The 17,271-nt window shown below is 26.4% G+C and carries 12 protein-coding genes; 1 reads left to right on the top strand and 11 read right to left on the bottom strand.

The genetic code is table 4. The features are described 5' to 3' along the window. Positions 1–53 precede the first annotated feature (53 nt). Positions 54–941, top strand: a complete 888-nt coding sequence (locus AACL04_RS00175; protein WP_339030312.1) for a hypothetical protein — start codon at positions 54–56, stop codon at positions 939–941. Between the two features lie 12 nt (positions 942–953). Here the strand turns inward: AACL04_RS00175 and phoU are convergent, their stop codons facing one another. From phoU to AACL04_RS00120, 11 genes are all read right to left on the bottom strand, one after another. Continuing rightward, positions 954–1,643, bottom strand: coding sequence for a phosphate signaling complex protein PhoU (gene phoU / locus AACL04_RS00170; protein ID WP_339030310.1), 690 nt, complete (start codon positions 1,641–1,643; stop codon positions 954–956). A 12-nt stretch (positions 1,644–1,655) separates the two neighbouring features. Continuing rightward, positions 1,656–2,525 carry a phosphate ABC transporter ATP-binding protein PstB gene (gene pstB, locus AACL04_RS00165; RefSeq protein WP_339030308.1) on the bottom strand — a complete coding sequence of 290 codons (870 nt, stop codon included), beginning with the start codon at positions 2,523–2,525 and terminating at the stop codon, positions 1,656–1,658. Positions 2,526–2,528: 3 nt separating this feature from the next. Beyond that, on the bottom strand, positions 2,529–4,655 hold the full coding sequence (gene pstA / locus AACL04_RS00160; RefSeq protein WP_339030306.1) for a phosphate ABC transporter permease PstA: 2,127 nt from the start codon (positions 4,653–4,655) through the stop codon (positions 2,529–2,531). After that, positions 4,648–5,838, bottom strand: a complete 1,191-nt coding sequence (gene ptsS, locus AACL04_RS00155; protein ID WP_339030304.1) for a phosphate ABC transporter substrate-binding protein — start codon at positions 5,836–5,838, stop codon at positions 4,648–4,650. The genes pstA and ptsS overlap by 8 nt, the downstream gene beginning before the upstream one ends. A 24-nt stretch (positions 5,839–5,862) precedes the next feature. Next, the gene (locus tag AACL04_RS00150) at positions 5,863–8,814 is read right to left on the bottom strand and encodes a chromosome segregation protein SMC (RefSeq protein ID WP_339030302.1); all 2,952 of its coding nucleotides are present in this window, start codon (positions 8,812–8,814) and stop codon (positions 5,863–5,865) included. Between the two features lie 134 nt (positions 8,815–8,948). After that, positions 8,949–9,641, bottom strand: coding sequence for a ribonuclease III (gene rnc / locus AACL04_RS00145; protein WP_339030301.1), 693 nt, complete (start codon positions 9,639–9,641; stop codon positions 8,949–8,951). Next, a complete protein-coding gene (gene plsX / locus AACL04_RS00140) occupies positions 9,641–10,645 on the bottom strand; it encodes a phosphate acyltransferase PlsX (RefSeq protein WP_339030300.1) in 1,005 nt (334 codons plus the stop codon). The genes rnc and plsX overlap by 1 nt, the downstream gene beginning before the upstream one ends. Positions 10,646–10,720: 75 nt before the next feature. Further along, positions 10,721–10,939, bottom strand: coding sequence for a hypothetical protein (locus AACL04_RS00135; RefSeq protein ID WP_339030298.1), 219 nt, complete (start codon positions 10,937–10,939; stop codon positions 10,721–10,723). 44 nt (positions 10,940–10,983) lie between these two features. Then, a complete protein-coding gene (locus AACL04_RS00130; protein ID WP_339030297.1) occupies positions 10,984–14,715 on the bottom strand; it encodes an ABC transporter permease in 3,732 nt (1,243 codons plus the stop codon). Positions 14,716–14,742: 27 nt separating this feature from the next. Then, on the bottom strand, positions 14,743–15,492 hold the full coding sequence (locus AACL04_RS00125; protein ID WP_339030296.1) for a hypothetical protein: 750 nt from the start codon (positions 15,490–15,492) through the stop codon (positions 14,743–14,745). A gap of 73 nt (positions 15,493–15,565) precedes the next feature. Further along, positions 15,566–17,206, bottom strand: a complete 1,641-nt coding sequence (locus AACL04_RS00120) for a DAK2 domain-containing protein (protein WP_339030294.1) — start codon at positions 17,204–17,206, stop codon at positions 15,566–15,568. Positions 17,207–17,271 lie beyond the last annotated feature (65 nt).

Here is a 17,271-nt window from a genome sequence, read left to right as displayed (position 1 = left end):
TAATTGTATAATAATTTTAATATATTATATATATTAATGTGTGAGGGGATATTATGAAAAAAATGTTATCAGTTTGACTTTCTTTAGGTTTAACTGTTTCTGCTGGTGTAAGTATGACACTAACAGATAAAAATGTAAATAAATATTCAAAATTTTTAGCTGGCTTAGATGATTTTCTTTATTTAAAAGTTGAAAAGCAAGAAAATGTGGATAAATTAACAAATAAGGAAATACAAACACTATTAAAGGAGGCCTTTTCTAATAGTGAATTTGGATTGGCTTTATACAAAAAAATTGATTTTGAAGTACTGAATCAAGAAAATGGAGAAATAGATATCTTATTTAAAGATAAGAAAAACTCAAATATTCTTAATGAAAAAATCTTAATTAAGTTTAATGTTGTTTTATTTAACTACGACAAAATTGATGATGTAGTTAACATTTTAAATAGATACTTATTTATTAATCCATTAGTTTTAAATAAAGGCAGCTATCTTCAAATTGAACTAGAAGATATTTTGAAAAGTAAATTTAAAAATATATTTGACAAATATGTTTCATCAAATATATTTTTAAATAATGTAGACGAATTTTGAGAGTTCTTAGACTTTCAAGAATTGAATAAACAACAAAATGATATTATAAAAGCCAATTTTTTGAATAATACAAATTTGGATTTTAGAATAATAAGAGATTCATCAAACATTGGAGTTAAAAAAAGTGATAAATTTATTACCTACTATGAAGATGAAGAAATGATGAATAAGGAAATATTTTATTGAATTAAAAAATACTCATTTTTTAATAAAAATAGAGCTAACTATAATAACTTATTTAAAGTTGAAGCAAAAAATGAAAAACAAATTACTTTCTCACTTTCAAATAAGTACTTTAGTTGTGCTAAGTTAATTACATTAGAAATAATAAAAGGAACTTTTTAAAAGTTCCTTTTATTATTTCTTAGTACTCAAATTATTAATCATTGATTCTTGAAGTTCTTCAAATTTACCTGTTCTAATAAATTGTAATGTTTCTTCAATATTTATAAGACATTCTCCAGCTCTCTCTAGGTTTTTTAGCTGTCTTACAATTGTGATTATTTTTTTAGACTCAGTTTCATTTTTAGAATCTGATATCCTAGTTGCTAAAATATTTGATAAATTTGAGAATTCCATACTTAGTTGTTCTTCAGCCTTTAAAACTTTTTGATGTTGGTCATTGTCATAATTATCAATTAAAAGTGAGATTATATTTAGCATCTTATTAACTAAATCAAACATTTTTGATATATATTCAATTTCAATTGGCTGGGGATTGTACTTGATAGTAAAAGCACAAATATGTTTAGCCACATCAGCAATTCTCTCAATTTCACGGCTAATTAAAACTCCACCAACTGCTAATCTTAAATCTCCAGCTACCATTTGTTGTTTTGCAATTTTTCACAAAGCCATTTTTGTGAAACTATTTTGTAAATCATTTATTTTGATATCACCATTAACTACTTCTTGTGCTAATTCAAGATTTTGTGATTTTAAAGATTCAAAAGTATTTGCATATTGAGATTTTGTAGCCTCTACTAGTCTTATTAATTCACGTTTAATAGTTTTGATATCACTATCTAATATTTTGTTATATGACATCCAATTCCCCTCCTATCCAAATCTTCCTGAAATATAATCTTCTGTTTTTTGATCTTTTGGATTTGTAAATATTTTTTTTGTTCTATCATACTCAATTAATTCACCATGTAAGAAAAACGCTGTATAATCACTCACTCTTGTAGCTTGTGCCATTGAATGGGTTACTATTACTATTGTATATTCATTTTTCAATTTTAGTATAAGTTCTTCGACTTTTAAAGTTGCTATCGGATCTAATGCACTAGTTGGTTCATCCATTAATAAAATTTTTGGTCTCATTGCTATTGCTCTTGCAATACATAATCTTTGTTGTTGGCCACCACTTAATCCCAACGCTGAGTCCTTTAAGTAATCTTTTACATCATCTCAAAGTGCTGCTTTTTTTAATGAATCCTCAACAATTTGATTTAAAATATTCTTATCTGAAATTCCCTGATTTCTTGGACCAAAAGCTACATTATCATAAATTGACATAGGAAATGGATTTGCTTTTTGAAATACCATACCAACTTCAGTTCTTAATTTAACAACATCAGTACCCTTTTCATAAACATCTTTTGAATGAACAATAATTTTTCCATCAATTGCAATATTATCTACAAGATCATTCATTCTATTTATTGATCTTAATAGTGTTGATTTCCCACACCCAGATGGTCCAATAAAAGCTGTAACTGTATTTTCCTTTACTGCCATATTTATATCAAATAATGCTTGTTTTGAACCAGAGTTGTAATAGAAATTAAATCCTTCAATTTCTATTACATTTTGTCTTTGCTTCAAAGGTACTTTTTTAGGTTTTTGAAATATTTTCTCTTCTGATAATATTTCTAAATCCTCAGTTTCAACAATTTCATTTTCTACATTTTTATCTGAAGCCATCTTTTAATTCTCACTCTCTTTTAATTTTTTTATTTTTTTAGGTTTAGACCTTAATTTTGATTCACTCTTAATTGTTCTTATAACATTATTTCGAGTTTTAGCATTTTTAGCATATATTTTTATTCTTTTAAAATTAAAGACATTTACTCATTTCTTATACAAGGATATTGTATCTTTTTTTGTTTTTAATGAAACCTTTTTAATACTTGTTCATGTAAACATTCCAATAAATAGTTTGAATCGCATTTTCATTGATACTTTTTTATGAATTGGATTTAATTTGAAACCAATATACTTACTTAAAATATTTAAACCTAAAACTAAAAATATTGTAACTAGGGCAATTTGATAAGCTACTCCTAAAGTATGCGGATCATTTCCCTCTGAAGCCATCATATAAATTTGAGTAGTTAATGTAGCTCCTGATGAGAAGAATCCTTCTGATGGCATTCTTACAGCAGTTCCCAAAGTTAAGTAAACAGGCGCTGATTCTCCAATAATTCTAGCAACAGCTAGAATTATTGCAGTAACAAGTCCCTTAGTTGAATTTGGAATGATAACTTTAAACAGAACTCCTGTTTTTGTCATACCCATTCCGTAAGCAGCTTCTTTATAAAGTAAAGGCACTCCTGTAATTGAATCCTCAAAGTTTGTTATCATTGATGGCAATACTACAATTGTCATTGTTAAACTTGCTGCAAATATGGACATTGGAATTCCCATACCTACTACAAATAAACTTAATCCAAAAACACCAAATACAATACTTGGTGTTGATGCAAGTACGTTTATTGAAAATCTTATAATTTTTGCAAACTTACTATCTTTGTGAGCATACTCTGCCAAATATATAGCCACTATTAAAGCTAATGGTATAGCAAATATTATTGTGGCTAAAACTAACAATATTGTTGTAAATAATAGAGCAAAAATTCCACTTCTTTGTCCTTCAATTTCAACAAAAGCTGCTGCATCAAATCCGCCAATCCCCTTAATTGTAACTGTCAGTAAAATTCAACTCGTAAACCCAACGATTATTGCAGTTGAAGAAATCATAAAGAAATTAAGAATAAAACTATTTACTCTTTTGGCAAATCTTTTTTCAGTATAAGTGTGAACAAGAATATTTAAATTATGACTGTCATATCGATAATCATTTTTAATTGCTTTCACTTTTTTATGCTTCATATTTTTAATAGACTTTGTTTTTTTATTGTTAATATTTCCCACAGCAATAATTAATAAGTTTATAAAAATAACTATTACAAATAAAACCATCCCAATAGCATAAAGTGCAGACTCATGAGTTGTCCCATGATTTTCTAACATTTCTAAACCAATTGTTCCTGCTAAAGTTCTAATTGAAGAAAATATAAATCCAAAAAAGCCATCATCTGTATTTAACCCTTTTGTTGAATTTCCTGCTATTAATATAACAGCCATTGTTTCACCAATAATTCTAGCAACTCCTGTAATAATCGCTGTAATAATTTTTGGCATTGCCGCTACTAAAACTACACCAAAAGTAGTTTTTTCTTTTGTCATTCCTAATCCAAGAGACGCAAATCTATGCCCCTCTGGAACTGATTCAATAGCATTAACAGATAAACTAATCATTGTTGGTAAAGCCATAAAAGCCAATGTAAAACTTGCTGTCATCATATTTCCACTAGTTGGTGCACCCATGGCAACAAAAATTGGTCCAATTTGATCTAGTGCAAATAATCCAAAAACAACAGATGGAATCCCAGCCAATAATTGAATCATAGTTACTACAAATTTTTTTGTTCTATTTTTTAAGTACTCAGTAATAAACAGTGAACTAAATATTGTTAAAGGTATTGCAAATAATAAAGTTAAAAATAACATCATTAGAGTAGATAATATTATCTTACCTAATCCATAAGAACCATCTTCACCATCTCTTGCTGGTGCTCACATTCCAGAAAATAAGAACTTAAAAAAAGAAAACTCTTGAAATACTGGAACAGATTTATATAATATATATCCAACTAAAACCGCTAATATAATAAGCACAATTGTTGTTACAAAAAATACAGATATTTTAGTTGATAAATCCATTTTAGAAGTTTTAGCCTTTGGTAAACTTTTTACAGAGCTTTTAACCATTAGAAGTACCTCCTAAAGATTTATATTTCATATTTTTAACAAGTCCTTCACTTTTGAATACTTCATTTGAACCATCACTATTCATAAAATTAAAAAGCTCCATTAATTGATTTAATTTTTTATTATATATACTAAATATAGCAATGAATGGTCTTTTAAATTCATAAGCAGTTTTAATAAATTTATCTGTAATTGATTCATTAATATTAGATTCTACAGATTCTATTTCTGGTTTTCAATCTTGCCATTTTTTTTCTTCTTTTGATCATTTTAAAGGAACATTTTCTTTTCCTATTGGTAATTTGTAATTATTAAATCCAGCTAATTTTACAACACCATCTTCAGACAATTGACCTAAAAATCCATTAGAAACGTAACCTAAACTTGGACTTTTAGTCATGTTTTCAATCATTGAACCATTTGAATTAACAACATTTGATGAAGACATATCCTTTATTTTAGTTAAATCTGAAAAAGCTGATCTTGTTCCAGACCCATCTTCTCTAGTAAAAGTAATTAGTTTAGTTTTTGATTGAATATTTATCAAGTTCAACATTTCCTCATAAAAATCTTGACTATTATTTCAGTCTTCTTTTGATCCTAATAACTGTATTGCCAACTCTTCTCAAGTATAATTTCCACTATAAGCTTTTTTTAATAATTCATCTTCATCTTCTTTTTTAAAATTCATAAGATCATTTAAACTAATTTCATTATCATCTACTAATTTAATTTTCTTATTTCAATATGCAGGAGGATTATATATTACTCCAATTGCATCAATTGCAAACTCTAATGCAATATATGAATTATTCTTTTCAACATTTTGAATTTCTTCAATTGCTTCTGGAACAAATTCACATTCATTTGAGTTTTGACATATTTCTAAAAAGTTATTTCCTTTAGTTAAAGTCTTATTATTTATATCTTTAGAGATAAAACCAGATGTATACATATCTTTTTCTACTCCACCAACACCTGCTTGGCTCCCTGTTGAATTATAAATAAAATCTACTTTTTCTGGTTTCTTATAATATTCTTTTGTAAGTTTTTGCATAAACGGGTTAACACTTGTGCTTCCTCCCAAAATAATTGCTTTTTTAGGTGCAACTGCACTTCATATTCATAGACACAATATTACTGATAAGAATGCCAGTAATATTATGCTTATTTTTCTTGTCATATTTCGTCTCCTAGCATTTCTATGCTAATTTGTATTTGATAATTTTTTTGCTTCAATTAACTTAATTTGAACAAGTTTTGTAATACCCTTTTGTTCCATTGTTGCTCCAAATAAAGTGTCACAATTTTCCATTGTACCCATTCTATGAGTAACAATCATGAATTGTGTACTCTTAGTAAATGTCTTAATATATTTTGCAAATCGTTCTACGTTTGCAATATCTAGAGGAGCTTCTACCTCATCTAGAATAACCAATGGAATTGGTTTAACTTTTAAAATCGAGAATAAAACAGATAATGCTACCATTGATTTTTCTCCACCACTTAATAGATTTAAATTTGCAATTTTTTTACCTGGTGGAGCTATTTTTAAATCAATACCTGTATTTAAAACATCATCTGGATTTGTATAAATAATTGATGCAGTTCCCCCCCCAAATAATGTTGCAAATGTATCTGGTAATACTCCATTAACATCTTTAATTATTTTTTTGAACTGTATTATCATTTGTTGATCCATATCGCCAATTGCATCTTTTAGATTTTTAATAGATTCAAGTACATCTTGAGTTTGCTCAACATATGTTTGATATCTTTCATTTTCTTCTTGATATTCATCAATTGAATCTAAGTTAACATTTCCCAATGAGTGAATTTCTTTTCTTAGATAATTAATTCTATCTCTAACTTCACTTTCTGTTTCAATAAGATTAGTATTTAGTTCCAATGCTGCTTCAAAAGTTAAGCTATAATTTTGAGCTAATCTCGTTGTTGCATTAACTTGTTTTTCTTGCATTAAAGTTCCATCAGAGTTTAAGTTTGAATACTTATCTTTTAATGAAGATAATAAACCTCTATCTTGGTTAATAATTGAGTTTAAACTATTTTGTCTTTCATTTGATTTATCTTTTAAAGTTCTAATAACATTAATTTGTTGTTGAATTTCATCCTTTAATGTTTCTTGTGCCGATATCTCAGAAATAATTTTAATAATTTGCTCATCAATTGATTGGAATTCTTGTTGACCTCCATCAAGTTCTTTACCAGTAATTATTCTAAATTCTTCTTTTACTTCAGTTGCCTCTTTTTCAATTAATTGAGAAGAGTTTCTAGAAGCTCCTATTGCAGTTTGAATTTCAGCAATTTCTTCACGTAAAACTTCTATCATACCACTTAGAGCTTCTACTTCTTTAGAAGTTTCAAGTTCTTTTTGATCAAGTTCTTTTTTCTGATTTTCATATTCTTGAATTTGAACTGAATCATTTAAAACTACATTTTTACTTCTTCTACTTCCACCAATAATTGCTCCATGTGGTAATATTCTTTGCCCATCTAAAGTTACTATATGAAACTTTTGATTTGTAATTTTTGAAAGTTCTATTGCATTTTCATAATCATCAACAACCAAATAATTTGATAAAAGATAATCTAATACTACTTGATATTTTTTATCTATATTTACAAGTTCATTTCCAAACCCAATAAATCCTTTTGATTTTTGAATAATAAATCTTGTTTCATTATTAATAAAACTAGGTTTTAAATTATCAAGTGGTAAAAATGTTGCATAACCTGCTTTATTGCTTTTTAAGAAATCGATTGAAATTTTTACATCTGCAGTTGATTTAACAACTATATTTTGTAATCCATTTTGAATTACAGTTAAAAGTGCAACTTCATAATTTTTATTTACACTAATTAATTCTTGAACAGTTCCCATAATTCCTGATAGTGTTGATCTATTTTCAAGAATATTTTTTACTCCTTCAAATAAGTTATCAAAAGAATGTTTTCTTGCTAATAGAGTTTCTAAACTAGATTCAGTTTTAGCAAGTTGCTTTCTGATTGCATCTAATTCTTGATTTAATCTAAAACGTTTTTGACTAGCATCATCTAAACCTTCTCTTTTTTTAACTTTATCTTTTAATAATTTTGAAAGCTTTTGCTCTTCAGCTTCTAATCTAATTTCTAATTCCTTTGCCTTATTTTTTAAATCAGAAATTTTAAACTCTTTATCATCAATATCAACTTTATTTTTTTTAGACTCAAGAGTAATTCTTGAAACTTTTAATTCACTAATTTTCTCTACTATTTTAGTAAACCCTTTATTAAGATTTGATAATTCTTTTTCCTTATTATAATTTGAATCGGCAATAGTATTAAACTCTTCACTTCTTTTACTAATTTGTTTATCTAACGAATTAATTTCTAATTTTAGTTCACTTTTTTGCTCATTAATTTCAATTATTTTTTGCTTATAAAGTTTTATGTCATTTACAAGAACTGCAACTTCAATATTTTTTAGTTCATCAAAAAATTCTTTATAAGATTCAGCTTTTTTTGATTGTTTTTTTAAAGTTGGTAATTTCCTTTCAATTTCATTTATTATGTCATTTAGTCTATCTAGATTTTCTTGTGATCTTACAAGTTTTCTAATAGCTTCGTCTTTTCTTTTCTTATAACGAGCAACCCCTGCTGCTTCATCAAAAAGCCTTCTTCTATCTTCAGGTTTTGATTCAACAAAGTTACTAATTGATCCTTGAGATATAATTGCTAAACTTGATTTAGTTAAACCTGTTTCTAAAGCAACATCTTGAATATCTTTTAAACGAACTCTACTTCCATTTATGTAATATTCAGATTCTTTTGTTAATCTGAAAAACTTTCTTGTAATTGAAACTTCATTATATTCTAATGAACTAAAGGCCTTATTGCTATTGTCGAATACAAGGGTAATTTCTGCCATGTTTAATGGTTTCTTTTCACTACTTCCTGAGAATACAATATCATCAATTGAATCTCCACGAAGTGATTTATATGATTGTTCTCCAAGAGCTCACATAATAGCATCATTTATATTAGATTTACCGCTACCATTGGGACCTACTATCCCTGTCATTGAAAAGTCAAAATTTAAAGTAGTAGGTTCAGCAAAAGACTTGAACCCAAACGCTTCAATTTTTTTTAAGAATATCATTTTTTTTACCTCTTGTAATCGTATATAGCCGTCCTATATAACAAACTCATTATATATATTTTAATGCATTTGTACAATTTTTTTTAAATTTTAAAACTTAAAAAAACCCTTTATTTAAGAGCTTTTTTAAGCCTTTATTTATTTTTTTTAATTTTTGATAAAGCATTCTTAGCAGCTTCTTGTTCAGCTTGCTTTTTATTGCTTCCTTTCCCAGTTCCAAACACCATTCCTTCAAGAACAGCATTAACTATAAACAAAGTTGTGTTATTTTCAAGTTTTTCTTGACTAACAACAATATAAGATAATTCACTTCTTATTTCTAATTGAATAAGTTCTTGCAATTCAGATTTAAAGTCATGTGATTTATCTAAAAATTGATTTATTACATAATCACTAAAAATAGTTTTTTTTAGTCATTTATCAAGTACTTTTTCCCCTTGATCCAAATATATAGCAGCTGTCATTGATTCATAAACATCAGAAAGAATTGAATCCTTTTCATAACCTTTTGAATCTAATTCACCGATGCCTAATCTAATTAATTGTCCAATTTTTATTTTTCTTGAAATTTCAGCTAAAGTATCTTTTTTTACAATTGAACTTCTATATTTTGTTAATAAACCCTCATTTGATTTTGGAAATAATTTATAAAGATATTCACTTACTTTCATTTGTAAGATTGCATCTCCAAGAAATTCAAGTCTTTGATAGTTTTTAGCAAGTCTATTCTCATTTGAAAATGAATTATGAGTTAAGGCCTCACTATAGTAAGACTCATCTTTAATTACAATTGCAAATTCATTTAAAAGAAATTTTTTAATTGTCATTATTTATATAACGCCTTTTCCACTTTTTTAACAACGTCATTTTTAATTGCATTGTATGTCATTTTCAAAGTTGCATAGAAAGCTGTTTTATCACTTGAACCATGAGATTTAAAAGCAATATTTTTTGCTCCTAAAATTATTGCTCCAGCGTGATTTTTATAATCAAACTTTGCTGAAACTTCCTTAAATGCTTTACGCAATCTTAATGCAGCTAATTTTCTAAATATATTTTTTGTAAGTGCAGATTTAATTTCTGTTAAAAGAGATTTTCCCATTCCCTCTGCTGCTTTTAAAGCAATATTTCCTGTGTAACCATCAGTAACGATAATATCTACTTTACCACTTGCTAAATACCTTGATTCAATATTTCCAACAAAATTTAAAGACTTATTTTCTTGTAATAATTTATAAGCCTTTTGATGTAATTCCAATCCTTTTGATTTTTCCTCACCTATGTTTAATAAAGCTACTTCAGGATTTTCCACACCATTAACAGCTTTTGAATATGCTGTTGCCATAATAGCAAAATTTACTAAATCCTCAGGATCGCATTCTAAATTTGCCCCTACATCTAATAAAAGAGTAATTTTTCCCTTAACTAACGTTGGTATAACTGGCATAAATCCAGGTCTTTCAATACCATCAAGTTTTTTCAAAATAAAATGACAACCTGCTACAAAAGGAGCTGTTGCACCCCCAGTTGTAATTGCATGCGCTTTTCCATCTTTTACTAATTCAAGTGCTTTAACCATACTTGAATCTTTTTTTCTTCTAATATCCATTATTCCATCTGTCATTTCAATTACTTCTGAAGTATTTAAAATTTCAACTTGATCATGGTTATATTTTTTTGAAGACAACTCTTTTTTTAAATTCTCTTCATTACCAACAAAAATAATTTTTAAATCTTTTTGCTCACCTAATAGTTTAATAGCAGCATCAACTGCTGGAATTAAACCATTATCCGAACCCATAACGTCAAAAGCTATTACTTTATAATCCATATTTTAACTCCTGTACATTAGTGATTATATATACAATTAGAGTTTAAAGCAAAAAAAAATAAAACATTTTATGTTTTATTTATTATATTTAGCATTATTTTGTTGTTGTTTTATAGTACCTTTAACGCAACAAGGACATTCTTTTGATAAACAAACTTGACATCCTATACATTTTAAACAACTTTGACATCCATGAAATGAACCACTACAAACTCTACAAGTGAAGCAATTGTGTGCTCCGCCAGGACAACAAACATCACTTGAATTTTCAACTTTTTGCTTTGGTAATGGCATTTTATTTACTCCCTTATTTTTAATATAAAAATTATACCTAATTATTAACTAACTAGCAATGTCAGTGGGCGTTTTTTAATTTGTAGCATAGCTGCAGTTCAACCAATGTAAAGAATTGCTCCTAAAATTATTGCAGAAACAAATGGTATTCAAGGTAATGAAGGTAAAGCTATTAATACTTTAAATCTACCTCAAACGAATGCTTGAATTCCAGATCACACTACAAGTGAAGCTAAGAATGCAAATAAGTAACTAATTGCTGAACCTGAGATATATTTACCCATAACCATTCAATTAATTTCACCATTTTTATATCCTAGGGACCTCATTATTGTAATAACATTTATTGAGTCAGTAATAATAATATTCATAATTACTATCAATAAAATAATAAGAAGAACTATATCAATTAAAATATACATCAACATTGCTTTTGTCATTTTGCCAAGCACCTGATTTATTACAGACTTTAATATAGGTAATGTAATTACAGATGAGTCCATAAAGAAATTTACAGATGTTGGCTTATCCAATGAATTTCCATTTATTGATGGTGCTAAAATACTACCTAGTCATGGCTTATTTTGTGAAGATGCAATTGTATAAGTATCTCTTGAGTATCTAAAATTTCTTTGAGAACCAGCAACATCTTTTAAATCAATTTTACCTTCACTTGCAACTTTTGTACTTATTATTGAGTTGAATAATAACTCATCTGTATCTATTGATTCAACTTCATTTACATTTTTTATAAATGTTGAATAATCAACATAAATATCTTGAAGCAATGTATCATTTTCATTTATTGAAGCAATTCTTATATTAACAGTTTTATCTTTTCCTAAAGTGATTTCAAATACATCTCCAACATTTTTATTTAAAATTTTTGAAAGTCTAAATGATATTACAGCATTAACATAATCTTTATTACTCTCTTGTAATTCATTCATTGCTTTTTCACTTACTGAGTCAAGATTTACAACAGCTCTTGTGTTTCCCCCAATTTTATTTGTTGTGTCAATTAATCTTAAAATAGAGTTTTCAATATCTACATCATTATTATTTTTAATATGATATGGCAATATTGCTTGAAGGGCTTCATCATTTCCATTAAATATTACTTTGTTAACACTTAATAGAGAGTTAATTCCCTCTTTCATTTTTGCAAAGGTTGTTAATAAATTAACTAAAGTATTACTTAACTTAATTTCGGCTCTTGTTTGATTTTTAGGAAGAATATTATTTAAGTCATCTATAAAATATTTTTTAACAGATTCAATATCTTCACAACTACCTTTATAGTTCATACCTAAAGGAGATACACAAGCTAATTTTCCAATATCATCCAAAAAGATACCTCCCATTTGTTCTGGAGTTACTTTTAGAATTGAATACTCTGGAATTTCTTGAGGAACTTCTATTCTATTTAAAAGATTTTGATTTGTAGATATTTTTTGGTTTAGTGGTGTAACTAAGGCAGTTAATGTAGCCATACCAGAAATTACTTCTTTATTACTTTCTCAATATTCTGTATTCATAATTTCATCTCTTGCCTTAGAAATATTAGACATTAATAAAGAAAAATTATTTGTAGTTTTGTATTTATCCTCTTGTGAATTTCTAATAAACTCTTCAACTTTTTGAGTTTCAATATTTTCATATTTAAGACCATAATTTTCTTTTGTAATATCTTGATGTATTCCATTTGGCGAGACTTTAATTGGTACAACATTTTTAAAAGAATAATAATGGTTAACATCTTTAGTATAAATATTATAAGCTCCTTCAATCATATTTTTAATTACAGGCATTGCTCTTAATTGCAAAGTAAATAAGAATGAACTAAATAAGAATAATCCCATAATAAGAGTAAACTTACCTTTCCCCGCAGAGACAAATGCATGTTGCATTCTAAATGTAAATCCCTTATTTCTTTTTCTCAATATTTTTAAAATAATTCAGTTAAATAAAGAATAAATTAAAGCAGGGAAAAATATAATTTTTAATATTAAAACAATTACATCTGATTTACTTTTTTTAGGTCCCGATGTTAATAAAGATAAAGCTCCTTCATTAAGGAATTTAAATATGATCAAATAACTTAGTCCAGCAAATAGAATTGGCACAATTATCATTAAGACCATTAAAAATATTGGAGAAGCATATATTGTTTGAAAGTCAAAAATAACAAACGTACTAAACTGTTTGGTTGCACTATCAATTTGGAATGGGAAAGAAAGTAAATACCCTATTCCTATTCCTATAATCATAGTTAAGAATGTTTTTAGTGAGAACACTCATGTAAGCTCACTAGTTCTATATCCAAGTGATTTAAAAACTCCCAATTGCTTTCTTGTATTATTAATTTCTTTTTTAAGAACAAATAGTATAAACATAAATCCTAATAAAAATAGAATTGCTCCAATCATGACATAAATTCATGTAATTATATATAAATTTGTCAATGTGGCTATAACACTATGCTCACTTGGTTCTTTAAATATAGTTGTACCAGGAGATAAAATTGATAGATTTGTCAATGATGAATCTTTTTTATTACTGTTTACTATATTGCTTGAGAAAAGTTCATTAAGATTATAGTTATTACTATTCTTAGTTATAAAAGTTTCTTCACGATAAAATAAGTAAAATCCAAGTGCAGAATTTGATGTCATATTATCTGTTGTAAATAGTTCACTAAATGTATAGCCATTTTCATCTTTTTCTTCTGTAAAAAAACTATTTTTTAAAAATACTTGACCATAGTTTTTAATAGAATCTGAAAATGATGAGAAATTAATTGGCGTTAATGAACTGTATTTTAGACCAATACCAACAATTTTAAATGGCAATGGTTTAGGAAAATTTGTTGAGCCTTGATAAGGTTGATCAACACCTAATAATATTTCATCTCCAATTTTTTTATTTTGATTTTTAGCGTAAGCATCACTAATAATGATTTCATTATTTTTTTCTGGTAATCTTCCACTTTGCAAAATAATATTATTTATATCATATGGATCATTTCCACTTAGTGCACTAACATTTGACATATTATAAATAAAATGATCTTCTGCACCTTTTTGCATTTTAATATTTACATTAATAAAATTTTCATACAAAAATGAATCATTTGATTGATTTTTTAATTGCTCTAAAATTGAAAGAATTACATAATTATTAATATTTCTGTTTTGATAATCCCCAAAATTAGCAATTGCTTTTTGACCTTCTATAGTAAAAATATCTCCCACTTCTAGAGGTCTTGCTTCAGTTTTTGTAGTAAATTCATTAATTGTATTATCGTTTCCATAATATGTATAATACCAAATGATTGATCTTAGACCTGAAAGAATTTGTTGCTTTTCAAGTTCTTCTTTTTCTTCATCAGAGATTTTAGTTTTAGAACCAGCAATTTCTTCTACAACATCCTTTGCATATTCTTGAATTATATCTTTTGTTCCTTCTTGTAATCATCCTTCTTCTGAAGGTTGATTTAGTTCAAAAGTCATATCCTTATATTCAATTATGAATTCTTGATTTTCTCAAATATATGGATAAATAAAGTCATCATCCATTTTAGTTATGCCTTGTCATTGTTCTTGTCAAAGGTTTGTATTTTTTTTAACTGATGATGCTTTTAATGATAATTGTAAGGGGGTAGCTAACATCCCAAAAATAAGCATTGTAAAAATCATTAGAAACATAATTGTTCCTAGTGTCTCTACTCAAGCCTTTAAAAAAGCTTTCATATAAGATTTAAATATATTTTTCATTTTTTTCTCCTAACTAATTAAAATACTTTAAATAATAGAATTAGGTGGACATTCTCCCTTTAATTTTTCTGCTAAAAAAAATCTTTTTTTTATAGCTATAATATTTTTTTGACTAATATCATAAAAATTTAATTCTTTTATAAGATTTGTATAAAACTTTAATAACTTATCTTTTAATTGATAAAACTTAATTGATAAAAAACTTGATAAATTTAAAAATTTTAAATATAAACTATTACTTATTTTTTTAATATATGTTCATTTGAACTTCTTGTTTCTAATTGAGTTTAAGATAACAAATATAAATATAATACTTAAAAACTCAAAAGTTGAGAAACTTATTAATAAAAAAGTTATTTTATTAATGTAAACTAATTTACTTATTTCAAAATATTTAGATATATTATCTTGTGACAGCATACTTACAAAAAGAATTCAAATAGAAATTGCTAAAACTAAGTAAACTACAGGATTAAGTTTAATTTTTACTTTTTTGATTAAATTATTCAGAAGCTTCTTATTTATTTGTTCCAATTTAATTTTTTTTAAGAAGTTAATTATTCTAATATAATTAATTAATTTGTAAATATATATTGCTGATAAAAGAAAAGCAATTCCAAATAAACCAAAATATAATAAATAATTTGATATATAAAGATTATTAGTTATAAGAAATTTCAATAAAGTTATTGAACAAAATAAAGAAAGTAATGCAATTATTATGCTTATTATTGTACAAGTAATATTTTTATTTTTCTTATTTTTAATAGAAAGCATAATTATTTCTCCCTTTTATAAAACATATTTATTATATCTTATTAAATAAAAAAATGATTCCCATGAATCATTTTTATTCTATACCGATAATGAATGAATATACTTCTTGCTGTCCATCAACAACTTCATATTCTACATCATAATTCTCATCAAGATATTTACGAAGATCATTAATGTCTTTAAATGATGCATCTTGACCTGTAAATATTGTTAAAATCTCAGTTTTTGCAGTAATAAATTTTGACAATGATTTATAGAAAACATCTTTTAAAGTTTTAGCTGATATTGTAATTTTTTTATCTGCCATCATCATATATTCTCCAGCTTTAATATTTACACCCTCAATTGTAGCATCTCTTGCTGCTTTATTAATTGAAACTGAAACAATATTTTTAATAGCCTTATTAATATTTGATTCATTCTTTTTAGGAGTATCTTCAATATCAAGATTTAAATATGCAGTAATTCCTTGTGGAATTGTTTTAGTTTCAATAACAACTATTTTTGACATTTTTTCTAATTCTTTTGCTTGTTTTGCTGCCAACAATACATTTGAATCATTAGGGAAAATGTACACAGTTTTTGCATCAACAGCTTGAATTGCCTTCATAAAATCATTTGTTGAAGGATTCATCTTTGGACCACCATCAATAACATAATCTAAACTTAAATCATTTTTAAAGTAATTTTGAATTCCTTTTGATCTCACAACTGCTATTGTAGCAACATCATTTTTTAATTTACGTTGTTGTTGAGCAGTAACTCTTGCTGAAGTCTCTATAGTATTTGCTACATGTTTATCCGCTTGTAAAGTCATATTTTCAACTTTAATATTTTTAAATTCTCCAAATTGTTGTAAATAAGATAATACTTGTCCCGGCATTAATGCATGTGTATGCACTTTTAAAATATCTCCATCCATAACTGCAACAATTGATGAATTTCCATATTGTTCAAAAGTATCTCTTACTGTATCAATTTTTAACTTATCAATGAATTCTTCATTTAGCATAACAATTGCTTCTGTACAATAACCAAATTCCTCTTCAATTGACATCTCAATATTTGAGCCTGTATTTTCTTCTAATTTTTTTAATTTTGATATTGGTTTTAATTTTTTAACAAAATATTGCATTCCTTCAAAAAACTTAACTAAACCATATCCACCACTATCTACAACGCCAACTTCTTTTAAAGCAGGTAATAGCTCTGGAGTATTATCTAAAGATTTATTAGCAGCTTTAACAAGTCCTTCTCAAAAGTCATTTGGTGCTTGCTCTTCAACAAGAGAACTTACATATTCACTAGTTTCACGAATTACAGTTAAAATAGTACCTTCAACTGGTTTCATAACTGCTGCATATGCAACATCTTTTGCTTTTGCAAAAGATTCCTTTCAAGTATCTAAATCAAGTTTTTCTTTATCTTTCATTCCATTAGAGAAACCCTTAATGATTTGAGAGAAGATAACACCAGAATTTCCTCTAGCACCCATTATTAGGCCTCTAGAAAATTTGCTCATTAATGAGCCCACATTAGTAAACTCCTCTTTTTCAATTTCAACAAATCCATTGGTACAAGTTAAATTCATATTTGTTCCTGTATCACCATCAGGTACAGGAAAAACATTTAGTTTATCTATATGAGGATAATTGTTATATAAATTATTAACCCCACTAGTTATCATACCTTTTAAAATTTGTGTATCTTTCATAGTATTGTCACCTTCTAAACTATATTGTTTTTTTATTATTTAAAATTAAAATATTAAAAAATTGC

It is taken from the genome of Spiroplasma endosymbiont of Cantharis nigra (assembly GCF_964019925.1).
Taxonomy (GTDB): Bacteria; Bacillota_I; Bacilli_A; order Mycoplasmatales; family Mycoplasmataceae; genus Spiroplasma_A.
This window is presented reverse-complemented; position numbering and strand designations above follow the sequence as displayed.